Origin of the sequence: Paenibacillus sp. NPDC056722, assembly GCF_042790635.1 — a bacterium.
GTDB classification, from domain to species: Bacteria; Bacillota; Bacilli; order Paenibacillales; family Paenibacillaceae; genus Paenibacillus_AQ; species Paenibacillus_AQ agri.
Map to the genome: position 1 here is coordinate 344,151 of NZ_JBHTYV010000004.1, position 24,875 is coordinate 369,025.

At 52.4% G+C, this 24,875-nt stretch carries 20 protein-coding genes; 1 reads left to right on the top strand and 19 read right to left on the bottom strand.

Going from position 1 to position 24,875, the window contains the following annotated elements; all coding sequences use genetic code 11:
• Positions 1-2: 2 nt before the first annotated feature.
• The 14 genes from rsgA to ACFRAM_RS13100 all read right to left on the bottom strand — a co-directional run bounded on the left by rsgA (position 3) and on the right by ACFRAM_RS13100 (position 16,366).
• The gene (gene rsgA / locus ACFRAM_RS13035) at positions 3-908 is read right to left on the bottom strand and encodes a ribosome small subunit-dependent GTPase A (protein ID WP_175374566.1); all 906 of its coding nucleotides are present in this window, start codon (positions 906-908) and stop codon (positions 3-5) included.
• A 99-nt stretch (positions 909-1,007) separates the two neighbouring features.
• Positions 1,008-3,287, bottom strand: a complete 2,280-nt coding sequence (gene pknB / locus ACFRAM_RS13040) for a Stk1 family PASTA domain-containing Ser/Thr kinase (RefSeq protein ID WP_379466214.1) — start codon at positions 3,285-3,287, stop codon at positions 1,008-1,010.
• Positions 3,284-4,060, bottom strand: coding sequence for a Stp1/IreP family PP2C-type Ser/Thr phosphatase (locus ACFRAM_RS13045; RefSeq protein WP_379466215.1), 777 nt, complete (start codon positions 4,058-4,060; stop codon positions 3,284-3,286). The genes pknB and ACFRAM_RS13045 overlap by 4 nt, the downstream gene beginning before the upstream one ends.
• A 6-nt stretch (positions 4,061-4,066) precedes the next feature.
• Entirely contained in the window at positions 4,067-5,107 is a 1,041-nt protein-coding gene (gene rlmN, locus ACFRAM_RS13050) for a dual-specificity RNA methyltransferase RlmN (protein ID WP_379466216.1), read from the bottom strand.
• Positions 5,108-5,256: 149 nt separating this feature from the next.
• Positions 5,257-6,798, bottom strand: a complete 1,542-nt coding sequence (gene rsmB, locus ACFRAM_RS13055; protein ID WP_379466217.1) for a 16S rRNA (cytosine(967)-C(5))-methyltransferase RsmB — start codon at positions 6,796-6,798, stop codon at positions 5,257-5,259.
• Positions 6,795-7,739: a methionyl-tRNA formyltransferase gene (gene fmt, locus ACFRAM_RS13060; protein WP_379466218.1), complete on the bottom strand. Its 945-nt coding sequence runs from the start codon at positions 7,737-7,739 to the stop codon at positions 6,795-6,797. Before fmt ends, rsmB begins: the two co-directional genes overlap by 4 nt.
• 4 nt (positions 7,740-7,743) lie before the next feature.
• On the bottom strand, positions 7,744-8,229 hold the full coding sequence (def, locus tag ACFRAM_RS13065; RefSeq protein ID WP_379201767.1) for a peptide deformylase: 486 nt from the start codon (positions 8,227-8,229) through the stop codon (positions 7,744-7,746).
• A gap of 99 nt (positions 8,230-8,328) precedes the next feature.
• A complete protein-coding gene (gene priA / locus ACFRAM_RS13070; protein ID WP_379466219.1) occupies positions 8,329-10,884 on the bottom strand; it encodes a primosomal protein N' in 2,556 nt (851 codons plus the stop codon).
• On the bottom strand, positions 10,884-12,134 hold the full coding sequence (coaBC, locus tag ACFRAM_RS13075; RefSeq protein WP_379466220.1) for a bifunctional phosphopantothenoylcysteine decarboxylase/phosphopantothenate--cysteine ligase CoaBC: 1,251 nt from the start codon (positions 12,132-12,134) through the stop codon (positions 10,884-10,886). The genes priA and coaBC overlap by 1 nt, the downstream gene beginning before the upstream one ends.
• A gap of 272 nt (positions 12,135-12,406) precedes the next feature.
• Positions 12,407-12,610, bottom strand: coding sequence for a DNA-directed RNA polymerase subunit omega (gene rpoZ, locus ACFRAM_RS13080; RefSeq protein ID WP_066370707.1), 204 nt, complete (start codon positions 12,608-12,610; stop codon positions 12,407-12,409).
• 39 nt (positions 12,611-12,649) lie between these two features.
• Complete coding sequence (gene gmk, locus ACFRAM_RS13085; RefSeq protein WP_066370710.1) at positions 12,650-13,225, bottom strand: guanylate kinase; 576 nt, start codon at positions 13,223-13,225, stop codon at positions 12,650-12,652.
• 19 nt (positions 13,226-13,244) lie between these two features.
• Positions 13,245-13,505, bottom strand: a complete 261-nt coding sequence (gene remA / locus ACFRAM_RS13090) for an extracellular matrix/biofilm regulator RemA (protein WP_006209218.1) — start codon at positions 13,503-13,505, stop codon at positions 13,245-13,247.
• A 54-nt stretch (positions 13,506-13,559) separates the two neighbouring features.
• The gene (locus ACFRAM_RS13095; RefSeq protein WP_379466379.1) at positions 13,560-14,456 is read right to left on the bottom strand and encodes a YicC/YloC family endoribonuclease; all 897 of its coding nucleotides are present in this window, start codon (positions 14,454-14,456) and stop codon (positions 13,560-13,562) included.
• A gap of 38 nt (positions 14,457-14,494) precedes the next feature.
• Positions 14,495-16,366: a bifunctional homocysteine S-methyltransferase/methylenetetrahydrofolate reductase gene (locus tag ACFRAM_RS13100; protein WP_379466221.1), complete on the bottom strand. Its 1,872-nt coding sequence runs from the start codon at positions 16,364-16,366 to the stop codon at positions 14,495-14,497.
• 159 nt (positions 16,367-16,525) lie between these two features.
• Here ACFRAM_RS13100 and ACFRAM_RS13105 point away from each other — a divergent pair, with 159 nt between their 5' ends.
• Entirely contained in the window at positions 16,526-16,783 is a 258-nt protein-coding gene (locus tag ACFRAM_RS13105) for a hypothetical protein (protein WP_175374555.1), read from the top strand.
• On the opposite strand, the gene ACFRAM_RS13110 is transcribed toward ACFRAM_RS13105, so the two are convergent.
• The 5 genes from ACFRAM_RS13110 to ACFRAM_RS13130 form a co-directional block, all read right to left on the bottom strand.
• Positions 16,756-17,862 (bottom strand): GerAB/ArcD/ProY family transporter, encoded by a 1,107-nt coding sequence (locus tag ACFRAM_RS13110; protein ID WP_379466222.1) that lies wholly within the window; start codon positions 17,860-17,862, stop codon positions 16,756-16,758. The genes ACFRAM_RS13105 and ACFRAM_RS13110 overlap by 28 nt on opposite strands.
• Before the next feature lie 11 nt (positions 17,863-17,873).
• Positions 17,874-19,088 carry a Ger(x)C family spore germination protein gene (locus ACFRAM_RS13115; protein WP_379466223.1) on the bottom strand — a complete coding sequence of 405 codons (1,215 nt, stop codon included), beginning with the start codon at positions 19,086-19,088 and terminating at the stop codon, positions 17,874-17,876.
• Positions 19,081-20,754 carry a spore germination protein gene (locus ACFRAM_RS13120; protein WP_379466224.1) on the bottom strand — a complete coding sequence of 558 codons (1,674 nt, stop codon included), beginning with the start codon at positions 20,752-20,754 and terminating at the stop codon, positions 19,081-19,083. The genes ACFRAM_RS13115 and ACFRAM_RS13120 overlap by 8 nt, the downstream gene beginning before the upstream one ends.
• A gap of 153 nt (positions 20,755-20,907) precedes the next feature.
• Positions 20,908-21,744 carry a diaminopimelate epimerase gene (gene dapF, locus ACFRAM_RS13125; RefSeq protein WP_379466225.1) on the bottom strand — a complete coding sequence of 279 codons (837 nt, stop codon included), beginning with the start codon at positions 21,742-21,744 and terminating at the stop codon, positions 20,908-20,910.
• 131 nt (positions 21,745-21,875) lie between these two features.
• Positions 21,876-24,695 (bottom strand): calcium-translocating P-type ATPase, SERCA-type, encoded by a 2,820-nt coding sequence (locus ACFRAM_RS13130; protein ID WP_379466226.1) that lies wholly within the window; start codon positions 24,693-24,695, stop codon positions 21,876-21,878.
• Between the last annotated feature and the right edge of the window lie 180 nt (positions 24,696-24,875).

Sequence of the window (24,875 nt, forward strand, 5' to 3'; positions counted from 1 at the left end):
GATCAGTACCTCCGCTTTTTATCTTTCATTTCATTAAAAAACAGCTTGTAATGCTCATAGCGGCTCGGGGCAATCTCCCCTTGCTCCAGTGCTTCAACGACCTTGCAGCCCGGCTCATGAAGATGACTGCAGCCGCGGAACTTGCAAGCTTCCGCATATGGAGCGAACTCTCGGAAACAGGTGGACAACTCCTCTACACCAAGCTCCAGGAAATCGAGCTGACTAAAGCCAGGGGTATCGGCTACAAAGCCTCCGTCCCCAATGTCCATTAGCTCGACATGGCGGGTGGTGTGACGGCCACGGCCCAGCCGCAGGCTGATCTCTCCTGTCTCCAGAAGGAGGCCGGGAACGATCCGGTTGAGCAGGGTAGACTTACCCACTCCCGATTGTCCGGCGAACACGCTGATTCCTCCTGCGAGCCGTCTGTGAACCTCTTCGCTGCCCGCACCTGTTAGCGAACTCGTTACCAGTACTTCATAACCGATTTCTTCATACAGGGCCTTCACCGTGGCTGTCGCTTCATCGTCACCTGCCGCCAGATCCTGCTTAGTCAGCACAATTAGCGTTTCCAATCCAGAATGCTCTATATGCACCAGGAATTTGTCGAGCAAGTTGAGGTTCATATCCGGCTCACGCAAAGAGAATAATAGCACGGCAAGCTTAACATTGGCCACTGGCGGCCGAATCAGCTCTGAATCCCGGGGGAGAATTTGATCTACCATGCCCTCTCCGTTCTCCGTCAAACCATAAATCACACGATCGCCTACCAGAGGAGATACCCCTTTTTTCTTGAAGATTCCTCTAGCTCTACACTGTACCGACGTCTCTTCAGAGACGATAAGTCCGTCACAAAGCGGCTTTACATAATAATAACCGCTTAAAGCCTTAACAATTACACCTTCAGGCATACATAGTGGGCCTTCCTCTCCTTAATTTACGAAGATGACCCAAGTAGTTATCCCCGGGTCATCTCGCTCTGCCATTGGCTACTGACCTTTGATCAGCTGCTAATGGTCTTTATTATCTTTATGTTTCAAAGACTTATCTTTGTTCTTGCCGTTGTTGCTGGCAACATGCTTTGCACTGTCTCCCTGTTGCCCATTACCGGGTACGAAGCCCGTCTGATCGGCATTCCCGGTTCCATTCGCACCGTTATCGCCACCATTGTTTCCGGTGCCATTACCGGTACTGTTACCTCCCTGATCAGGAGCCATAGCCGGATCGCTTGTCGGCTGCTCCGATGGCGGTGGTTCCGTAGGCGCCTGGGTCGGGTCCGGCGTGCGGGATGGCTCTGGGAGCGTCGGAACAGGAACCGTTCCGTTCTTGGCATCCACGTAGGACACTGGATACGTATCATAGAGTTCACCATCGCGATAAATCAAGACCACACCATCTTTGTTAGGAGCGAGTAACATGTTAATGGAGAGTACTTGATTCTTGGTAATCGTCCGGGTACCCCACTCCTGCTTCTCACCGTTGTTGCGGGCATCCGCGTACTCAATACGGATTTTGGTCTTCTTACCCTCCTGGGTCGGCGCAACCGGAAGATTATACGTGTAATTCAAGGCCTCCGGCGGATATCCTGAACTCAAGGTAATAGTAATCTTCGTACCTGGAGGTGTTGGAACCCCCTTATCATAAGGCCACTGCTTAACGACCTTACCTTTGTCAACAGAGAAACTCGCCTCTTCCTTGACTTCCTCCAGAACAAGCTTCACTGCTTCAAGCTTCGCTCTGGCTTCCTTCTCCGTCAAGTTGATGAGATCTGGCATCGTGACGCTTTCCTCACCTTTACTGAGAATCAGTGTAACCTGCACCGCCTCCGGGTCAAAGTCACTTGTAGGCAACGGATCTTGGGTAATAACCTTGCCAGCTGCCACATCAGAGCTCGTACGCGTATCCTGGGAAATGCGATTCTGTGCCACACCCAGATCAAGCAACGCTTTGACAGCCTCATCAAATGTCTTGTTCGAGAGATCCGGCATTTTAGTCAACGGCTTGGCCGTACTGACCGTGAGTTGAATCGAAGTATTCTTCTTAACCTTCGTATTCTCCTGTTTGCTCTGCTTGTAGACAATGCCTTCCCCGTAGTTAGGGTTATAAATCTCGGTGACTGGCTCTTCAACCTCGATTCCCAATTCGGACAGCTTCGCCTTGGCATCATTCAGTGACAGATTTATGACGTTTGGTACCGCCACCTCAGGGATAACCAGCTTCGCATTCACATACCATACTACACTCGCCATCGCGAGTAGAATCAGAAGTGTTAATCCGATCCAGAGTGCCGGGCGGCCCCACTTTTTCTTGCCGCTAGATACCGGAACCTCCGGCTCGTCGGAATGACGCATTCTCTCTGCGTTGCCACCCCGGTTCCCCTGTGATCTCTGAATTGGCTTGATGGCAGGAATAATCCGCGTCTTATCCTCATCATCATCATCCTGAAACTCGGCCTTTGGCTCGCTGCGCCGTTCAGGCAGCAGACAGCTCTCCAGATCCTGCAGCATTTGTTTGGCTGACTGGTAGCGCTCCTCGGGGTTCTTACGCATGGACCGCAAGATCACGTTCTCCACACTTTGCGGAATCAGCGGGTTGAGAAGTTTCGGCTCCTCGAATTCCTCCTGAAGATGCTTTAGAGCTACGCTGATCGGGCTTTCTCCCAAAAACGGCAGACTGCCTGTCAGCATTTGATAGAGTACAATTCCCAGAGAGTACAGATCCGACTTTTCCCCTGTAGCTACTCCCTTGGCATGTTCTGGTGAGAAATAATGCACCGATCCCACCACAGAGCCTGTCTGGGTGATAGTTGTAGATGTAACTGCACGTGCGATGCCAAAATCCGTAACCTTGACACGCCCGTTGCGTCCAATAAGGATATTATGTGGTTTGATGTCCCTGTGTATGATCTGATTCTGATGAGCGTGGTCAAGCGCATCGCAGATCTGGGAGGCAATGCGAACGGCCTCGTCCACCTGCAGCGGAGCCCGCTCCTTAATAATTTCATTCAGGTTCTTTCCTTCTACGTACTCCATAACGATATAATGAATTTCATCTTCCTGTCCGACATCATAAATGCTGACCACATTCGGATGAGACAGCGATGCGGCAGATTGCGCCTCCCGCCTAAACCGGCGGATAAATTCCTCATCATGCACAAACTGACTGCGCAGCACTTTGATGGCGACGTTACGGTTCAATAAAATATCATGGGCTCTGTACACAAGCGCCATGCCGCCTCCACCGATTCGTTCGATGACTTGGTAACGGCCTCCCAACTCGTGACCGATCATCTATCCCACTCCTTTGTTTCGGGCACTGCGGCCTCTCCTTGATGTTCTAACATAGCGACGCTTATATTATCGCCGCCACCGGCAAGCAGGGCCAACTGCAGCAGGCGATCCGCCCGTTCTTCCAGCGAGATTTCTTGGATTCCCGCTACCTTCGCCAAATGCTCTGTGCTGACAAAATTACTCAGACCGTCACTGCACAGTAACAGAACTTCCCCTGCCTCCAGCTTGATAGGGGCCAAATCGACGGAGGTCTCCGCATCTGTGCCCAGCGCTCTGGTCAGCACATTCTTCCGCGGATGGTTATCTAGCTCCTCCAGGCTGATCTGGCCGTTCTTGAACAGCTCATTGACCAGCGTGTGATCCTCTGTTAGTTGGACCGCGTTACCGTCTCTTATCATGTAGGCTCTGCTGTCTCCAATATGGCCAATAAAACCGTTTGACCCGTTCAGCAAGACAGCAACGACTGTAGTCCCCATATTATGGTACTTCTCGTCACTGGATGCCTCCTTGAAAACAGCATCATTGGCTTTCAGAATGGCTGAAGAGAGCGTCGCACTCAGTTCTTCACCGGAAACATCAGGTCCCAGATTATCCAGGGTGTCCTTTATCGATTCCAAAGCGAGCCTGCTTGCCGTGTCGCCCGCCAAATGCCCCCCCATTCCGTCTGCAATGATGCCAAGTGTGTAGCCGTAACGCGTAACGCCGATCCAGACTGAATCTTCATTGACAGAGCGCACCCGGCCAATGTCGCTGACATGAACTGTCCTGATCAAATATCCTCACCTCAGATCCATATGTTTAGCGCGCAATTGTCCACATGCAGCCGCAATATCATGGCCCTGTTCACGACGAATGGTAACATTCACACCATGATCGGACAACACACGTTGAAACTCAAAGATATCTTTACGGGATGTACGCACATACTTGCGCTCTGGCACATGGTTGATCGGGATCAGGTTGACGTGGCACAGCATGTTCTTCAGCACGCCGGCCAATTCTGCAGCATGCTCTGGCTGGTCATTCACTCCGCCGATCAGCGCGTATTCAAAACTAATACGACGTCCTGTCTTGGCTTGGTAGTAGCGCAGGGATTCGATCACATCGTCAAAGGGGAAGCGGCGGTTAACCGGCATCAGCTTGGAGCGGAGCGCATCGTTCGGTGCATGGATGGAGATCGCCAAATTGATCTGCGTATCCTCGTCGGCAAACTTGTAGATGTTTGGCACAATACCACTTGTAGAGACCGTGATGTGACGCTGGCCGATGTTCAGGCCCTTCTCATGAATCATCAGACGCAGGAATCTCATGGTTGCGTCATAATTCTCGAAAGGTTCGCCTGTGCCCATAATTACAATACTGCTGACACGTTCTCCCCGGGCATCAAGAATCTGCTGAGAGCGAACAACCTGTGCTACGATCTCACCCGCCGTCAAGTCACGCTTCAATCCGCCAAGTGTAGAGGCGCAGAAGGTACAACCAACCCGGCAGCCCACCTGTGTAGTAACACAGACGCTGTTACCGTAGTTGTGCTTCATAATAACGGTCTCGATCGCATGATCATCATGGAGACCGAACAGGAACTTCACAGTACCATCTTTCGATTCCAGCTTCGTAATTTCAGTTAAGACGTCAATAGAGAAATGCTCACTGAGCTTGGTCCGCAAAGCCTTGGACAAATTACTCATGGATTCAAAATCATTCACACGCTTCACATACAACCAATCAAAAATCTGTCCGCCCCGAAAAGCAGGCTCTCCGTTGTCTTTCGCCCATTGTTGCAACTCTTCCAAAGAAAAATCATATATTAAAGGTTTCATTCGTATTGGCACCTGTTCTTTCATAAGGATATGCTTATTGTTTCTCATTCTTTCTAGTTTAACACAAATTTCAAAGGTGGTAAAAGAAAACCCGCCGCACCGGGCCCGGTGGGCGGGGTAGTAAAGGTTTTACCTTCGCCTTTACTATATTACAAGATTCGCTGCAGTCGGGCAATATAGAACCCGTCACTGCCATAATGATGGGGCAGTAGCTGAATTCCCTCCCCGGCAGCCAGCGCCGTCCCCTCCAGGCGGTTCCAGACGTCCGAGGCGAAGGTTAACGACACAAAATCAGGGTTGTGTTCCAGGAAGGAGGCCACGACTTCCCCGTTCTCGGCTTTCTCTGTCGTGCAGGTGCTGTACACCAGCACGCCCCCCGGTTTAAGCAGCCGGGAGACCGACTGGAGCAGTTGCCGCTGAAGAGCAGATACGCTCTCGATATCCTCCGGCTGCTTACGCCATTTCAGATCCGGCTTGCGGCGAATCACGCCAAGGCCGGAGCAAGGGGCATCGAGCAGGATTCTGTCGAAGGAGCCTGGCTCAAACTTCTGCTCCAGGTCCAGAGCGTCGGCACTTCCTGTCACGACACATTCCAGCCCAAGCCGCCGGGCCTGATCCGCAATCAATGCAGCTTTATGCGGATGCAGATCATTGGCGTGAATCGTGCCTTCGTCTTTCATCAGTTCGCCCATATGCGAGGTTTTACCCCCTGGAGCGGCACAGCAGTCCAGCACTTTCATGCCAGGTTCCGGAGCCACGACCTCAGCCACCAGCATGGAGCTCTCATCCTGAACGGACAGATAGCCGTCCCGGTACCATGAGGTTAGCGCCGGATTGCCGCCACCCTTGATGACAATCCCGTAAGGACTGACCTTCGAAGGCGAAACCTCCAGCCCCTCTGCCGCCATCTTCTCCAGCAGACGTTCACGGCTGATCATCGTTGTGTTGACACGAACGCTGATAGCGGGAGGCTCATTATTGGAGGCACACATCGCCTCTGCCGTCTCCACACCATATTCGGCAATCCAGCGCTGTACTAGCCACAGTGGATGCGAGTGCCGAATAGAAATACGCTTCGCCGGACCCAGATTCTCCGGCAGCACAGGGAGGTCACCAGCGCGCAGCACGCTGCGCAGAACCCCGTTGACCATCCCGGAGATGCCCTGATGTCCACGCTTCTTGGCGATATTCACAGCTTCGTTCACGGCTGCATGCGATGGAACGCGATCAAGATACATAATCTGGTACAGACTCAGACGAAGTAGATTACGTACCCATGGCTGCAGCTTGGCGATTCCCTTACTGACAAACCCTTCAAGCACTTCATCCAGCGTATTCATTCTAGAGATGGTTCCGTAGACTAGCTCGGTAGCCAGTCCCGTATCTTCCCGGCTCAGTGAAGATTTCTGCAAGCTGCTGTTCAGCAGCAAATTGCTGTATGCGCCCTGCTGCTCGACTCTTACCAGCACATCCAAGGCCACTTCGCGGGCCGAGGCTGGTTTACCGCCGCCCTTGCTGCTGCCTGCACCGCTGGCTTTGCCAGCAGCGGCGCTTCCTGCGATAGCTGCTTTCCCTGCGGCTACCGTTTTCCCTGCGGCGGCTTTCCCTGCGCCCGGCGGACGGCTTCCGTCCTGGCGGGATGAATGTCCGCGCTGGCCATTCCGGCCTGCGCCATTATTACCGCCGCTCATCCTAGCACCGTGCCGGGCTTCATCGCTGCCCCGCGGCTGAAGTCAGCGGCGCTCATGGCTTTTTTGCCTGCCGGCTGCACCGTCGTCAAAAGCAGGCTGCCGTCGCCGGTCTTCACCTCGACGCCTTGTGCTTCCACCGCCAGCACCGTGCCTGGTGCGGCTTGACCACCGTTCCCGGTAGGAGCCAGCGAAGGAGTAGTCGCTGCCCATACCTTGAACGTCTCCCCATTCCAGAGGGTAAACGCGCCGGAGAACGGCACGAGCCCGCGGATACGGTTATAGATGTCACGTGAAGACACGTTCCAATCTATACGCTCATCCTCGCGGCTCAGGTTCGGCGCGTAGGTAGCTTCGCTCTCCTCTTGTGCCACAGCGTCCACACGACCGGCCGCAAGGCGAGGCATTTCAGCTTTTAGCAGATTACGCCCAGCCAGGCTCAGCTTCTCGAACAGATCACCGGAGGTATCCCCGTCTTCGATCGGTACCTCGACACGTGAGATCATATCACCGGTATCCAGTCCTTCTGCCATATACATCAGGGTCACACCTGTAACCTTTTCACCATTAATAATCGAACGCTGGATCGGAGCGCCTCCACGATACTTTGGCAAAAGCGAACCGTGAACGTTCACACATCCGTTCTGCGGCAGATCCAGAACCGACTTGGGCAGAATCTGCCCATAAGCCGCGGTAACAATCAAATCCGGCGCATAAGCCGCCAGTTCAGCCACTGCTTCCGGTCGACGCAAACGTTCCGGCTGAAGCACCGGAAGACCCAGTGCCAGCGCCGCTTCTTTAACCGGAGAAGGAGTCAGCGTTTTTTTTCGGCCCTGCGGCCGATCCGGCTGGGTAAGAACAGCTACAACCTCGTAGCCCTCTTCCACCAGCATTTGTAGACTGGGCACGGCAAAAGCCGGGGTTCCCATGAATACTATCTTCATCAGATCACTCCTCGGATTCGCTGCGTTCAGCCGTATATTCGTATACCTTCTCGGCAATGTCCGTGAACAATACGCCGTTCAGATGGTCAATCTCATGTTGAAAGGCCCGGGCAAGCAATCCGCTACCGGTAATTGTAATTTCTTTGCCTTCACGGTCAAGACCACGTACGGTCACTGTCTCCGCACGGCGGACATCACCATTAAGGCCAGGGATGCTGAGGCACCCTTCTGGTCCAAGTTGCTCGCCTTCAGTGGAAACAATTTCCGGATTGATCATTTTGATCAGGCCATGCTCTTCGTCTGCATCAACCACAATAAGCCGTTTTAGAATGCCGACCTGCGGCGCAGCAAGACCTACGCCTTCCGCGTCATACATGGTGTCTGCCATATCATCAAGCAACTTTTGCACATTTGGCGTTACAGCCTTTACTTCTTTTGCTATTTTGTGAAGCACTTCATCCGGTTCTTTTACAATCAAACGTATTGCCATCTCAACAACACCATCCCTGTTCTGATACATGTTTGTATTTTTAATTTAATAAAGATAGCTCAATAATCATTCGTTTGCCTATTGTAACACGATCCCGCCTTACATCAACATTTGCGGGTCTACATCAATACTGATTTGAAGTCCTGTATCCCGAGCGGAATCTTCCAGCTCTGCCGCTACCTGTCGCGCCAGTCCTACCGCATCAATACTCCCGCGCCATTTGATCATACACTGGAACCGGTATCTGCCCTTCAGGCGCGGCAGCGGTGAAGCCACCGGACCCAGCAGATCGAGTGCATCCGCAGACAGCTTGTCCAGACTTCCGTACCATCGCAGCTGCCTCGCTTTGCCCTGAATATTCAGCGCATAATTCTCAGCCAGCCGCAACAGCAGCGGAAGCTGCTCATGGGATAGCGTCACAAGAATAAGGCGACAGTATGGCGGATAATGCAAGCCTCTGCGATGCTTCAACTCGTCGCGTACGAAGGCATGATAATCATGCCCGCTGGCATGGATAATGGAATAATGCTCCGGCGTATACGACTGAACAACCACTTCACCCGGAAGCTGATGACGTCCCGCCCGACCAGCTACCTGTGTGAGTAACTGGAACGTTTTCTCGGCTGCGCGGAAGTCCGGCAGATTCAGCGCCGAATCCGCTGTGATGACACCAACAAGAGTTACGTCGGGAAAATCAAGACCTTTGGCCACCATCTGTGTTCCCAGCAGCACATCGGCTTTTTTATCCCGGAACTGGCCCAGAAGCTTCTCATGCGAACCCTTTTCCGTGGTGGTATCCACGTCCATGCGGATCACCCGGATTCCGGGAAAAAGCTTACCGAGCTCTTCCTCGACACGCTGCGTGCCAGTCCCGAAGAAACGAATATGCTCGCTTCCGCATTCCGGGCAGAGCTGCGGCGCCGGCTCGGCGTGACCGCAGTAATGACAGCGCAGGTTGTTGCTGCGGCTGTGAAAGGTTAGCGAAATATCGCATTCCGGACAGGTAGCTACATACCCGCAGCTCCGGCACATGACGAAGGTGGAAAAGCCCCGGCGGTTCAGCAGCAGCACCGTTTGCTCTCCCCGCTCCAGACGTTCGGCCAGCGCTGCATGCAATCTGCGGCTGAACATCGAGCGGTTGCCATCCTTCAGCTCCTCGCGCATGTCCACGACCTGCACTTTCGGCAATGGGTTGCCAAGTGCACGGCTAGGCATTTCCAGCAGCACTGGCGAGAAGTGAATGTCACTTTGCGATCGTGCGGCATGGTAGCTCTCCAGCGACGGTGTCGCAGAGCCCAGAATAACCGCAGCCCCGCATTGCTCCGCCCTGCGTACCGCGACATCACGGGCATGGTACTTCGGATTCTCTTCCTGCTTGTAGGAAGTCTCGTGCTCCTCGTCCATGATAATCAATCCCAGGTTAGTAAACGGTGCAAACACGGCCGAACGCGCTCCGACAGCAACCGTTGCTTTCCCCTCACGAATCTTGCGCCATTCATCGTAACGTTCCCCGGCCGACAAGCGGCTGTGCATCACTGCCACACCGCTGCCAAAACGACCCTTGAACCGCTCCACCATCTGCGGTGTCAGGGAAATTTCCGGGACCAGCACCACCGCCTGCCGACCCTGATCCAGACAACGCTGTATGCACTGGAGATAGATTTCTGTCTTACCGCTACCGGTTACACCATGCAGGAGGAATACTTCATGCTGCTGTTCATCCACTGTGGCCGCAATACGCGAGTACACACTTTGCTGCTCCAGCGTAAGCGGCAAAGGCTTACTTGGCTTGAAGTCACGCCCCTGGTAAGGATCACGGTACACCTCAATCTCACCGATCTCGATATACCCCTTTTCCTCCAGTCCCTTCACTGTACCTGCTGTCACCTGTAAGACCGCTAATACTTTCTTGAGAGGTAACGGCAGCATAGCAGCCATCTCAATTAGAAAGGTCAATACTTCCTTCTGACGTGCTGACCTTGCCGGGAAGCCATCAAGCGCCTCACGAGCCGAATCAACATCCATAGTCAGGTCTACGACCTTTATCTTTTTCTTGCCCATCTTGTCCTTGATGCTCTGGCTCTCCGACAGAACACCTCGGCGCAGCATGAACTTCACCGTCTCCGCAGCATCCGGGAAAGACCGGGTCAACTGCTTCATCGACACTTCCCCGGCCCGCCGCACAAATTCGGTAATCTCCCGCTCTTCGCTCTCTGTATCGGTAAACATCGCGAACAATTCTTCTTCAGGGAAAAATCCGTCAGTCCCATCCGCCGCGGACAAGTCATCTGCAGACTCGCCCAACGAGATCAGCCGTTCGGCTTTGCCCTTCAAAGCAGTGGGCAGCATCGCCTGTAGAGAGGAAATTCTTCTGCACGCATACTTCCGGCTCATCCAATCTGCCAGTTCAACCAGTTCCGGCGACAGCGGAGGGATAAGATCCAGCACCTCCTGAATCGGCTTTAGTCCTGACACTGATCCGGTTTCCCCGGATTCCAGGGATACAACGAACCCCTGCACCGTACGATGCCCAAAGGGAACAGCAACACGGCTGCCGATTTCAATCCAGAGCTTCAGCGATTCCGGGATACTATAGTCAAAAGGCCGGTCAGTGCTGCGTACAGGTACATCGACAATGACCTTGGCTATATCCATTATAAAGAGACTCCGGAGGTTCGTTCTGCCGCCAGGATGAGCAGCTGCTTCGCAACCTCGTCCTTGGACAACAGCGGCAGCTCTTTCACCAGTCCATCCCGGTCATAAATAGATACTATATTCGTATCTGTCCCAAAACCGGCTCCCGGTATAGCTACATCATTAGCTACAATCAAATCACAGTTCTTGCGGACCAGCTTGTCCTTCGCATACATCTCCGCGTTACCCGTCTCGGCTGCAAAACCGATCAGAAACTGTTTTTCTTTCTTATTGCCCAGTGTTTCCAAAATATCCGTTGTTTTTACAAGCTCGAGCGTCATCGTGTCTCCGCTCTTCTTGATTTTGGTATCCGCGCTGAACTTTGGACGATAGTCTGAGACAGCTGCAGCTTTGATTAGAATATCGCAATCTTCCCAGTGCGCTATCACAGCGTTATACATATCCTCAGCAGATTGTACACGCACCACATGAATACCGGCTTCTTGCGGTAGAGCTTCATCTGTACGGGCCGCAATCAGAGTGACTGCAGCACCCATAAGCCTTGCGGCACGGGCCAGGGCAAAGCCCATTTTCCCGGATGAATCGTTAGAAATATAACGGACCGGATCAATCCGTTCCACGGTTCCGCCTGCAGTGATAACCACTTTTTTACCGGATAGAGGTCCTGACGTCACCGTCTCCTGCTGGGCAAAAAAACGTTCAACACATTGCACAATCGTTTCCGGTTCTTCCAGTCTTCCTTTACCCACATAACCGCAAGCCAGCATACCCTCACCTGGTTCAATAAACTGAATACCCCGTCGGGCAAGAATATCAAGATTATTCAAAACAGCAGGATGCTGGTACATGTGCACGTTCATAGCCGGAGCCACCATGACAGGGGCTGTTGTAGCCAGAAGTGTGGTAGACAGCATATCATCTGCCAGGCCATGGGCCATTTTACCGATAATATTGGCTGTGGCTGGCGCAACCAGCACCAGATCTGCGCTGCCGGCAAGGTCTATATGTGCAAAAAGAGACGGGTCCCGCTCCTGAAACGTATCACTGTACACCAGGTTCTTGGATAATGACTGCATCGTCAGCTCCGTGATAAACTGTTTGGCCGAATTCGTCATAATAACATGTACATCGGCCCCTTTCTGGGCCAGCTTGCTAGTTAAAGCAGCCGCTTTGAAAGCTGCAATCCCTCCGGTTACGCCAAGTACAATTCTTTTCCCCTTCAAGCTATTCAAAATGATCCTCCTCCTCATACTCATCCTGCAATTGAACGATCATGTGAGCAAGTAGAAACGGCTTGGCCGTCCTTTAAGGGACGGTATCCGTTTCTGCGAGAAATATAAGCGTAGAACATATACATCCTTATATTTAAAAAAATAACAACCTTCCGGTTGTCAGGAACAGCCCGGTCCGGGCTATTATCGCTAAATTGTCACTTCAACCTTTAGCTTTTCCACTCAGAAAAAAAACGGCAGCGTCCGCCTCTTGGGAAGGCGGCGTCCGTTTATGCTGAAGCTGTTTGGGACTAGTTTTCTTCCCCTTTTGTTACGATAATACGGTCCTCATAGACTTCTTCAAGAGCAACCCCAACGAACTTGTGGGATTTAGGAGCTTTGATATCAGTCTTTCCGCCTTCGCGCAATTGTCTGGCACGGCGGGATGCAGCGACAACGAGTGAATACTTGCTGTCCACTTTGTTCATCATTTCATCAATGGATGGATATAACACGTGAGCACCTCTTTATAATTTACTGTGGATAGAACCGACCTACAGTTCTCTGATCTTACAATGTTCGGCGATAATGATACTTTCTATTCGCTTGCAGGCCAGATCGATCTCATCGTTAACGACAGCATAATCATAATGCTGCATTAGGCTGATCTCATCCTCTGCCACCGACATACGGTGATTGATGACATCAGGATGCTCGGTGCCACGGCCGCGAATGCGGTCCTTGAGCTCATCCATGGACGGAGGAAGCAGGAACACAAAGATGCCTTCCGGGAACTTCTCCTTTACCTTCAAGGCACCTTGCACCTCGATCTCCAGGATAATATCCTTTCCACTCTCCAGTGTCCGTTCCACAAAATCACGCGGAGTACCATAATAATTACCCACGTATTCTGCGTATTCGAGCAATTGATCAGCTTCGATCATGGACAAAAACTGCTCTCTGCTTTTGAAAAAATAATTGACACCGTCTTCTTCACCTGCACGCGGGCTACGGGTTGTAGCTGATACGGAATAAATCAATTCCGGCATCTTTGGCCGCAGCGCAGTACAGACAGTTCCTTTACCAACACCGGATGGGCCGGATAATATGATCAGCAATCCTTTTGACATAGTACACTCCATTTAATCGTTATTCGTCGTTATCGTCGTCTTTGCTGGACAAGCGGTGCGCGACAGTCTCCGGCTGAACCGCAGACAGGATGACATGATCGCTATCCGTAATGATGACGGCACGGGTACGGCGGCCGTAGGTGGCATCAATCAGCATATGCCTGTCTCTGGCCTCCTGGATGATGCGTTTGATCGGCGCCGATTCCGGGCTGACAATGGAAATGATACGGTTTGCCGACACGATATTTCCAAAGCCGATGTTGATAAGTTTAATGGCCATGTTCCGTTTGTTCCCCCCAATAAGTTACATCTTCGCTTGTGGATCAAGGCTTGGTTACTCTAAATTCGCCGCCTGTTCCCGAATTTTCTCCAGCTCCGCTTTCATTTCCAGCGCACAGCCAGCCAGTGTCAAGTGATTACATTTGGAGCCAATAGTATTCGTCTCCCGGTTCATCTCCTGAATGAGAAAATCCAGTTTACGCCCTACCGGTTCGTCCCCTCTTAGTAGGCTTCTGCATTGTTCGAAATGACTGTGGAGCCGGGTCAGCTCTTCATCAATATTACAGCGGTCGGCAAAAATGGCGATTTCCATCCCAAACTTATGCTCATCGAAAGGGAAAGTTCCGTCATTCAGTTCACCAAGCCGCTGGCGCAGCTTGTCCCGATATTCACTTACAACCGTTGGGGCCAGCTTCACCATATCCTCATGAAGTTTCTCCAGATGGCTTAGCCGTTGTTCCAGATCTGCACCCAGATAGTCGCCCTCACGGACACGCATCTCCATAAGGGATTGCAGGCTCTGATCCAGGCCCTGCTCGAGCCTTTCAGACAGAGCTTCGGGGGATACCGGGTCAAGACCCGCAGTTCCCTCCCTGCTTTCCATTACACCAGGCAATGAGAGCAGGTCGCGCAGACTGAGTTCGCCCTTAAGTCCGAACGACTCTTGCAGCGTATCCGCCGCTTGAAGATAGGACTTCACTGCGGCCTGGTTCAACACCAGGCCGGCAGCGGCTTCCTCATCGCGCTCCCTGTTAATAACTACATCCACCCGTCCCCGTTTGATGTGCTGCTGCACCTTGCGCTTCAGTACATCCTCATAAACCATCCAATCCCGGGGCATCCGCAGCACAACTTCGCAGTACCGGTGATTCACCGATTTGACTTCGAACGTAATCTTGTAACCGCCGAATTGCAGGGACGATTGACCGTATCCGGTCATGCTAAATGACAACGGAATCACATCCATTACACTATTGTAATTGATTATACTTAACGAAACAAGGGGGACAATTTGCGCCCGGACTTCTGCCATACATACTCCAGCAGCTGTACGCTCATATCGTAGAACATGAAAGGCGTCATCAGGTAAATTCCGTTAAAATGCTCCGTAGCCGCATCCAGCAGCTCCTTGGCAATCGCCACACCCTCGGCCCGTCCGGCTTCGCCCTCCAGACCGCTCATGCGGTTTCGGACTTCTTCAGACAGCTGAATGCCCGGTACCTCATTGTGGAGATATTCAGCGTTACGACCGCTAGCAAGTGGCATAATACCGAGGAATACAGGCACGCTGAGATGTGCTGTAGCTTTACCTATATTGGCAATCAGCTCTGGATCATAGACCGGCTGGGTCATGATATAATCCGCACCGGAGGCGATTTTTTTCTCCAGACGTTGTACCGCTTTATCCAGATGCTTAACGTTAGGATTAAAGGCAGCCCCGATCACGAAATTAGCCTTCTGCTTCAACGGTTTGCCCGAGAATGCAATGCCATCATTCAATTGCTTGATCATTCTTATAATTTCAAATGAGGTCAGATCATACACCGAACTTGATCCTGGCAGATCGCCGAAGCGAGCCGGGTCGCCGGTTACAGCCAGAACGTGGTTGACGCCCAGTGCATCGAAGCCCATCAGATGGGACTGTGTGCCGATCAGGTTACGGTCCCGGCAGGCAATGTGCACCAGCGGGCGCAGCCCTGTACGTGCCTGTACGAGATGGCCAAGCGCCATATTGCTCATGCGGGTAACAGCCAGCGAGTTATCCGCCAGTGTCAGCGCATCAGCACCCGCGCGGCGCAGCGCTTCTGCGCCTTTCATGAACTTGTTAATATCCAGATCACGCGGCGGATCAAGCTCAACTATTACAGTATGGCGTTCCTTAACGAGGTCAACCAGCGTCGGCTCTCCTCCGCCCAGTCCGGTCTCGTCGCTCAAATGCTCTGCAATTGTAATACGCTCAACAGGCTTCACTGTCGGCTCCGGCAGCGCCTCTGGCTCGTAACCCACCAGCGCCTTCGAGATTTCCGCAATATGCTGCGGAGTTGTTCCACAGCAGCCCCCGATAATTCGGCTGCCCATCTCTGCAAAGGTCATCGCCATCTGGCCAAAATACTCCGGCGACGCCCCATATTTGTACTGTCCATCCACATAATCCGCTATACCCGCATTCGGGTATATGGAGACCGGTAGCGTCAGGCTTCCCTGGAGTGTGCCCAGAGCACGCTTGATCCCCATCGGGCCGGTACGGCAGTTGAAGCCAATAATATCGGCGCCGTCCTGCTCCAGAATCCGGAACGCCTCCGGCAGCGTCAGCCCGTCCAGTGTCCGGGCTGTATCATCCATGGCGAACTGGCAGATCACCGGCACCGAGCTGTGTTTGCGGATCGTCTTGAGTGCCAAATGCATTTCCTCGACATCGTAGAACGTCTCCAGCATAATGCCGTCTACATCCTCTTCCAACAATGCGGTAATCTGCTGTGTGAAATATTTTTTAAGCTCCGAAGAGGACAGATTGGCCCGCTTCCCGGCACGGATAGAGCCAACGGCCCCAACAACATAGCCAGTCTCTCCAGCGGCACGCCGGGCAATCCTCACACCTGTCCGGTTAATTTCTTCGACCTTGGATTCCAAGCCAAATTTAGACAGCTTATCATAGTTAGCCGAGTAGGTATTGCTCTCCAGCAGTACCGCTCCCGCTTGAATATAGCTACGATGTACTTCCTCAATAACCTCCGGAGAGGTCAAGTTCAATTCTTCATAAGAGATCCCTACAGGGAAGCCTTTCTGATATAAAAATGTACCCATCGCGCCATCACCGACAAGCACTTTGTTTCCCCATGCGGAACGTAAATCCGGCTTCACCGCAAGCCCTCCCCTGACATTAGTTTCATACTAATGTAACATAATTCGGGATGAATGATAAGCTTTCATAGTAAAGCAATTTCCCGTTGCCGCTGAAGATGCATGTCCCTGCGGCAATTGCCCCATACTAGCTGAAGCCAGAACAAGGGAGATGTACCTATGATGAATAAAACAAGAAAGCTTCTGCTGCGGAAATACGCAATCCTGCTGCTCCTGTGTGGACTGAGTCTGCTCTATCTGTATTTGGGAGACTGGATGTTCGGCTACGGCCTGGATAATATTTCATATATCCTAAACTATTTACTTTACACGCCTTCCGAGAAATTGACAGCTTTCATTATGCTACTGTGCCTGGTGATCCCCGATATTAAGCAGTGGATCACAGGACATCAGCCTGAGCGGGGCGGCGAACGGTGACCCCTTATGAAGGAGAGAAGGATCAGAATCGCGGGGAACAGCAGCATAAAGAAGGGATATACCGTATAAAGCAGCTTCCCGCCCTCCTGCAAATGCTCGGTAAAGCTGCGGGCGTCCAACATTGAAGTGAACAGGATAATCAAGGACACAGGATAGACCATTTTTCTGTACGGCAAGTTGAACAGCTCGGAGAGTCCCACTAATGCTGCGGCGAAAAAAACCGCCATTTTAAAGAATACGCCGATAATAAGCACCATCACAACGAGGATATCGACCCGCTGGATAAAATCTGAAATGGAAATTTTGCTGATAGTAGGCATTAGTGGAAGCGGAGACCGTTTCGCGATATCTGCACCAAGCACCGAAATGTTCAAAGCCATTGTAAAACTGAGCAGCAGTCCAGATAAAAACACCGTTGCACCAATGACCCAAGGACCTTTTTTACGGTTGCTCAAGTATGGCATTAGCATGGTGAAACTGATCATTTCCCCGAACGGAAACATGAAATTCTGATGCACAACCGCAGACAGGACAGGCCGAATCCCGTTTTCCATCACCGGCAGCAGGCGGTTGATATCGATCGACCCCGAGAGGACCAGCAAAATCGTGCAAAAAATCCCGATAATCAGGACGATCACCCCGAATATCAGCGATGTCCGCGCCAGCACCTCCACACCCTTGTGCAGCACATAGGCACAGGACAGAATCATGAGCACCGAAATAATAAACAACGGTGTCCGGTGCATGGTTGCCATGACTAGCATTGTACTTCCATCTCGCAAATCGCGCCCCGCCAGGTTTATGAACAGAATAATGTACAGCACCGATACCACCGCGCCGATATATTTTCCAAGCAGCTTGCGGGTGTAGCCCGTCAAGGGCAGCTTGGGATATCGCCTGTAGAGAAAAGCGTACCCTACAAAAACAAATAGGCCGATGCAGTCTCCAATCAGGATAGAGAGCCAGGCATCTTTTCCCGACTCCATACCCAGATTCACTACCAGTGCCGTCCCGAGCTCGAACAGCAGGGTCAGGGTAAAAACCTCGAATAATCCAATCTTGACGCTGCCTTTATTCATAATCTCCCCCCTTAAGCTGGACTATTTTCCTGAAAAGAACTGCTGCGCATATCTGTATGTCTGATCACTGCATCAATGTCATACTTGACCCGGCATTTTTTGAATATCTGCTCCCAATGATTTTCGATCACCTTCCAGCCCTTCTTGTTGTCTCTCTCCACAGCTTCCCCAAAGCCCAGAAAATCACTATTCATCCTACGGGCTGCTGTCAGCGCCGCCGTCAGTTGTTTTTCGGTTTCTTGCTCCACTAGCCTGGAAAGGTCATTCAGCACCTTGGGGTTAGTGAGATCCAGATTATTGGGAGATTCCTTCAGGCCTGCCTGCTGGGTGATTTTAATCGTGATCAGCGGGTCTTCAGGATTGTCTGCCTCTGCCTCCACCTTGACCTGTGAGAGATAGACGTTAAACGCCACGTAGTTTCCCTTTCCGCTTTTAACTAGCAGCGGCATCTGTGTGATTTTATTCTTTATCAACGCTGTACCGACAGCTTCGCTGCCTTCCAGCCAACCCACTAATTTATCTGCTTTAAAAGCGGCAATACCCGTCACCTTCAATGTTGCGTTTGGAGCAATGTTTTTTAGATTGTCGTTGGTGTCAGACTTTTTCTCATCTCCGGAAACCAATACGCCATTGATCAGCGGACCTCCGCCCGGGATCTGAAGCCCCCGGACCACGTCGTCCACTTCCATTTTAAAATTGTAGCCAAACTGCTTGGAGGTGGTCTCCAGCTTCTCCACCAGATCATTGGCAGGAATCTTGCTGAACACCGTCATAGTGGTCATACTATCCTTTGCCGTCTGCCCTTTGGAGATGAACATAAAACTCGTCAGGCGCGTCTCACTCTCCCTTTCCAGTACGTCCATAATGTCTTTGATGCCTTCTCTCCCGAATTTCTCAGAGATGACCAGTACCCGGACGTGGCCAAGTGACAGGAATCGAGCCGTCTGACGGGAAGCATCGGCAAGTGCTTCGAACATAGAGCGGCCCTTGCCGGTATAGACTGCAACGGGTGAGGTGCCCCGGGCGTTTTTTCCCGAAATCTCATCCGCAACAACAACCTGGAAAGAAAGCTCGTATTTCTCCTCCTCTGATGGCCCCCTGTCAATAGCTACTCCGGTGACTACAGCCCTCCGGTTCAGCTCCACACTGTCCCAGCAGCCCGTCAGCCCAAGCAGTGCGATGCAACATAGTGCTGCCACTGCCCCTCGCAGGAATTTTCTATTCATACTGCTCCCTTCCTTCCATGGGACCGGTTGTCTCGTTATGTTCCTCCGGAATCTTGGGCGAGAGGTTCTCTTCATGTCCACTGGTGATCTTCTTGCCCGGTGGAACGGATACCGTCGTCGTATGCCGTGATTTGCTAGCTCCCTTGGCCCACAGTGGAAGTCTTAAAATAGTGTCTTTACGGGATTTCAATGAAGGTGGAACGATCGGAGACAGGTAAGGAATGCCGAAAGAACGCAGACTGTTCATATGTGCAACCAGGACAATCATACCTAGCGTGATCCCGAAGAAACCGAACATCCCGGCAAGAAACAGAAAGACGAAGCGGATTAGTCTACCCGCAATCGACATATTGTAGGCGGGAATGGCGAAGCTTGCGATCCCGGTCAAGGCAACCACGATGACCATTACCGGTGTAATGATTCCTGCCTCCACCACGGCCTGACCAAGAATCAAGGCTCCGACAACGGACACCGTCTGCCCTACTGCACGAGGCATGCGCACCCCCGCTTCCCGCAAAATTTCTATGGCTCCTTCCATCAACAGTGCCTCTACAAAAGCTGGAAAGGGGACGTTCTCTCGCTGTGCCAGAAGACTGATCAGCAGCGTGGTCGGTATCATTTCATAGTGATAGGTAGTAAGGGCGATGTATACGGCCGGTCCAAGCATCAGCACGATAAAACTGATATACCGGATAATGCGCACCAACAGGGAAATATCAAACCGCTGGGCATAATCGTCAGAGGATTGAAAGAACTGGGTAAAAACCGCTGGTAGTACCAGGATAAATGGCGTGCCGTCCACGATCAGCACCACACGTCCCTCCAGCAAATTCGCAACCGCGGAATCAGGTCGCTCCGTATTATAGACAGTCGGAAACGGCGTGAAGGTCTTGTCCTGGATTAGCTCTTCGATATACCCTGATTCCAGCACTGCGTCGATCTTGATCCGGTTCAGCCGCAATTTGACCTCAGCCAGCAGCTTGTCATCCACTGTGTCCTGTATATACATCAAGGCCACATAGGTTTGAGTAACACTGCCGATCTTCATATACTCCAGCCTGAGCTTAGGCGACTTGATCCTCCGCCGGATGAGCGATACATTTGTGGCAACCGACTCTACAAAACTGTCTTTTGGACCACGCACCACTAGCTGGGTACTTGGCTCACCGACAGCGCGCCATTCTCCGCCTGTCGTCTCGCAGGAAATCACTGTAGAACAACCGTCAAGCAGGATCAGAGTCTCTCCTGAGAGAAGGGCCAGCAGTACCTCGTTCCACGCCTCATGTCTGGCTGCCTGTCCAATCTCCAAGGCTCGGTTCAGTATAAAGTCCGGTAGACTCGCATAATCCGCCCCACCATCCCTGAAAGTGTCAACTGAGACCTCCAGCAGCGATCCGACCACAAATTGGTTGACGCTGTCCGCATTCGCCAGTTCGCTGAAATGAACAGCCGCGGCCTTGACTGGTTCGGCTCCGGGGAGAATAACTTGGCGGATTTTGAGATCCGGGCTGTTGCCGAGCTCACTTCTAATATTCTCCAACGTCTCGTCAAGTACAGCGCTAAGCCCGGATGTGCCACTGCCATTCCCATTTCCTCCATTCGAAGAACCTGTCGGCGATTTCCTCCCGCCGTCATTGCTGCGCCAGAACCTGCCGTTTCTGTTCACCGGGTCTCCCCCCTTTCTCACACTGGAGCTTATTATTCACGGGAGGCTCTTCCATTATTCGGCTGATTTCTGGCTGTAACATGACAAAAAAGCCGTCACAATACGTGACGGCTTGGCTTACGGCTTGACTCATATGGTCGTTTAGCGGTTCCCTTATACTTCAACTGTCCCTGTGTACACCACTTCAGCAGGACCTGTCATATATACATGATTGTCTTCTTCATTCCATTCGATAAAGAGATCCCCGCCCTTGAGACTGATCCAGGCTGATCTGTCGGTCAGACCGTTCAGCACAGACGATACAAGTGTCGCACAGGCTCCGGTCCCACAGGCCAGCGTCGGTCCGGCACCACGTTCCCAGACACGCATATCTACGCGGCCCCGATCGAGAACAGTTGCGAACTCCACATTGACTTTTCGCGGAAAGAGGGGATGCACTTCTAGCTTTGGTCCCCAAACCGCCAGGTCAAAGGACACCGCATCTTCCACGTAGATTACACAGTGTGGATTGCCCATAGACACCGCAGTGAATTTGAATGCCGCCCCTTCCGTTTCAATCGGCTGGTTCAGTACAGGCTCCGCATCGATAGCAACCGGAATTTGGAGACCGGACAGTACCGGCTCGCCCATATCCACGGTTACAGTCTCGACTATGCCGTCCTTAACCTTAAGTGTAACTTTCTGCTCACCTGCACCAATAGTCTCAATGACGATTTCCTCTGAGTTCACGAGGCCATGATCATATACATATTTAGAGACGCAGCGGATCGCGTTGCCGCACTGTTCCGCTTCCGATCCATCCGAGTTCATAATACGCATCATATAATCCCCGCGCTGGGAGGGCAGGATGAACACCAGTCCGTCAGCTCCGATCCCGAAGAACCGGTTGCAGAGCGTTACAGCCAATTCAGAGGCATTGACAGGCAGTTCCTGTTCTCCATAGACGATAATAAAGTCGTTGCCGAGTCCGTGCATTTTAGTAAATTCCATATTCTAGTCACTCCTTGAGAGATATGCTTGTCATATTGGGCCGTATAGACTTGTGCCGCTGTCCAGCACACCAAGATACAGGCCTTAGCTGCAACAAGCATACCGTAAGGAATGAGCTTATGCTATTGACTTTATGCCGAAATTTTTGTACTTTTTATCACCGAGCGACCGCCTCTGTTCATGCTGTGACGGTTGCGTCTGCCACCCCATACGCTGCCTGCTCCCATGAGGAAGGTAGGAATACCGGCAGCTACCAGCACCAGGCACCATTCGCGGAAGTTCAGTGGCACTGTCTTGAACACCGGTTGCAGTACCGGCAAGTACATGACCGCCAACATCAGAATAATGGAAGATAATACGGCCAACACAAGGTACTTGTTCTGGAACGGATTCCGATGAAATACGGAACGGGAGCTGCGGCAGTCGAACACGTGGAACAGTTGGGCCATAACCAATGTAGCAAAAGCAACCGACTGCGCCAGAATCAGTTGATCCGGATTCTCCGGCGCGATACGCAGTGTCAGCCAGAACGCTCCCAGCGTGCACAGACCGATCAGCAAGCCACGGCTGATAATCTTCCAGCCGAGGCGGCGGGCAAAGATATTTTCCTTGGCGCCGCGTGGCTTGTGCTCCATAAGATCCTTCTCCGGCTGATCGACGCCTAGTGCCATAGCCGGTAATCCGTCCGTGACGAGATTGACCCACAGGATCTGAATCGGCACGAGCGGCAGCGGCAGTCCCAGCATCATGGCGAAGAACATTGTCAGAATCTCCCCGACATTGGAAGCCAGCAAATAGCGGATAAACTTGCGAATGTTCTCATAGATATTCCGCCCTTCTTCAATGGCCGCCACAATCGTGGAGAAGTTATCATCGCCAAGAATTAGCGAGGAAGCCTCCTTGGTCACATCCGTTCCGGTAATCCCCATTGAAATTCCGATATCTGCCGCCTTTATAGCAGGTGCATCGTTGACGCCGTCACCAGTCATGGCTACGACGTGACCACGGCGCTGCAACGATTTGACGATCCGCAGCTTGTGTTCAGGCGATACGCGGGCGTATACAAACACGTTATCTGACACCTTATCCAGCTCATCATCATCCATCCGGCTGAGCTGGCTGCCAGTCAGCACCGTGCCGCCCCGCTGCAGAATACCGAGCTGATGGGCAATGGCTTCCGCCGTCGTCCCGTGATCACCGGTAATCATAACCGTCTTAATCCCTGCTCGGCGCGTAACACTGATCGCATCGCGCACCTCGCGGCGCGGCGGATCGATCATTCCTGCAAGTCCGACGAAAATTAGCTGGGATTCCGCTTCCTTGTCCTCGCCCACGACCTCATTCGCACGCAGATCACGGTACGCCATGGCCAGTACTCGAAGTGCGCCTGAAGCCATCGCTTCATTGGCATCCATCACTTTCTGGCGCAGGGTTGGTGTGCAAGGAACTACAGCACCCTCCCAAAGCAAGTAGGAGCAGCGGCTAAGCAGCACATCAGGCGCACCTTTGGTGCAAACCATACGTCCACCTGGATGTTCTACAACTACGGACATCAGTTTACGCTCCGAATCAAATGGAAACTCCTTCTCGCGGGTATATGTGCCTGCCAGAAACTGCGGAGTTAACCCCATCTTCGCGGATAGTGCAACTAAGGCCCCTTCCGTCGGATCACCCTTCAGCTCCCATACTGCCTGGCCTTGCTGTTCCTTATCGCCTTCGCTGTCCTTGCCTTTTTTACGCTTACCCTGGTCTTCTGGGAAAGTTTCTACGATTTCCGCGTTATTGCAGAGCGCGCTTACTTGAAGGAGACGGCGCAGACTCTGATCATTTTTAAGCTCAACAGCACGGCCCTTCAGCAGAATCTGACCGGTAGGTGAATAGCCCTCACCAGTGACCTCCAGACTTCGTCCACCACTCCAGACCTGGGTCACGGTCATCTTGTTCTGAGTCAGCGTACCGGTCTTATCGGAGCAGATCACTGAGGCGCAGCCCAGTGTCTCCACCGATGGCAGCTTACGCACAATAGCCTTGCGCTTAATCATACGCTGAACGCCCAGCGCCAGCGCAATCGTAACGATAGCCGGCAAGCCTTCGGGAATGGCGGCAACTGCAAGGCTAACGCCGGCCAGGAACATCGCCGTGGCAGGTTGTCCGTGCATAATGCCTGCCAGCACCACCACAATGGTTAGACCGAGCGCAACGTAGATGAGAATCTTGCCGAGCTGCTCCAGCCGATGCTGAAGCGGCGTTTCCTGGGCGTCCGTGTTCTGGATCAAATCAGCGATCTTGCCCATCTCTGTATCCATCCCGGTCCGTACCACGATGGCCTTGCCCGTCCCGCGCGTGACCATAGTTCCCATGAAGCCGATATTCTTCTGATCGCCTAACGGAATTTCTTCAGCATGAATCGCCTGCGAATGCTTGGACACCGGCAGGGATTCCCCGGTAAGTGCAGATTCCTCCACATAGAGCGCGCTGCATTCCAGCCAGCGGACATCTGCCGGAATCCGGTCTCCACTCTCCAGCAGGAGGATATCACCCGGCAACAGCATTTTGGCGGGAAGGGTCTGACTTTTTCCATCGCGAATGACCTTCGCTGTCGGCGCTGACAATTGCTTCAGCGCCCGCAAGGAGCGTTCAGCCCTGAATTCCTGCACGAAGCCCAGCACTCCGTTAAGCAGAATAATCGCAATAATAGTGATCGCATCCAGATACTCGCCGAGCAGGCCCGAGATAAACGTTGCCCCCATCAGGACAAGCACCATGAAGTCCTTAAATTGATTCAGCAGCAATGTCAGCGGAGATATGGCCTTGCCTTCGGTCAGCTCGTTGTAGCCGTTCTCCTTGCGCCTTTCCGTAGCCTCCTCCTCTCGGAGTCCGGTCTGCGGCTGAACACCGAAGATTTTCTGCAGTTCCTCTGCACCGAGCCGGTGCCAACTGTTTTGTTCCATGTCTTTTCTTTCCCCTCCCGGTCGTTTCTTGACTTCCGGCGGCGCACAGCTTTTCCACCTGTTCATGACCAAGTCTATTCGGGGTCGTCCCAAAATATCACCCTGCGAACTTCTCCTTTTGCACGAAGACCGCGAAGTGTGGCATCATAGAGGGATAACAATTTCAATTTTATGGCGACA

Bases quoted from the DNA above. Each gene is read 5' to 3' on its own strand.
- rsmB (WP_379466217.1), bottom strand. From the start codon at position 6,798: ATGAGCGGCGGTAATAATGGCGCAGGCCGGAATGGCCAGCGCGGACAT.
- ACFRAM_RS13105 (WP_175374555.1), top strand. From the start codon at position 16,526: ATGATGAATAAAACAAGAAAGCTTCTGCTGCGGAAATACGCAATCCTG.
- rsgA (WP_175374566.1), bottom strand. From the start codon at position 908: ATGCCTGAAGGTGTAATTGTTAAGGCTTTAAGCGGTTATTATTATGTA.
- dapF (WP_379466225.1), bottom strand. From the start codon at position 21,744: ATGGAATTTACTAAAATGCACGGACTCGGCAACGACTTTATTATCGTC.
- pknB (WP_379466214.1), bottom strand. From the start codon at position 3,287: ATGATCGGTCACGAGTTGGGAGGCCGTTACCAAGTCATCGAACGAATC.
- gmk (WP_066370710.1), bottom strand. From the start codon at position 13,225: ATGTCAAAAGGATTGCTGATCATATTATCCGGCCCATCCGGTGTTGGT.
- fmt (WP_379466218.1), bottom strand. From the start codon at position 7,739: ATGAAGATAGTATTCATGGGAACCCCGGCTTTTGCCGTGCCCAGTCTA.
- ACFRAM_RS13110 (WP_379466222.1), bottom strand. From the start codon at position 17,862: ATGAATAAAGGCAGCGTCAAGATTGGATTATTCGAGGTTTTTACCCTG.
- coaBC (WP_379466220.1), bottom strand. From the start codon at position 12,134: ATGAGGAGGAGGATCATTTTGAATAGCTTGAAGGGGAAAAGAATTGTA.
- ACFRAM_RS13130 (WP_379466226.1), bottom strand. From the start codon at position 24,695: ATGGAACAAAACAGTTGGCACCGGCTCGGTGCAGAGGAACTGCAGAAA.
- remA (WP_006209218.1), bottom strand. From the start codon at position 13,505: ATGGCCATTAAACTTATCAACATCGGCTTTGGAAATATCGTGTCGGCA.
- priA (WP_379466219.1), bottom strand. From the start codon at position 10,884: ATGGATATAGCCAAGGTCATTGTCGATGTACCTGTACGCAGCACTGAC.
- ACFRAM_RS13115 (WP_379466223.1), bottom strand. From the start codon at position 19,088: ATGAATAGAAAATTCCTGCGAGGGGCAGTGGCAGCACTATGTTGCATC.
- def (WP_379201767.1), bottom strand. From the start codon at position 8,229: ATGGCAATACGTTTGATTGTAAAAGAACCGGATGAAGTGCTTCACAAA.
- rlmN (WP_379466216.1), bottom strand. From the start codon at position 5,107: ATGAAACCTTTAATATATGATTTTTCTTTGGAAGAGTTGCAACAATGG.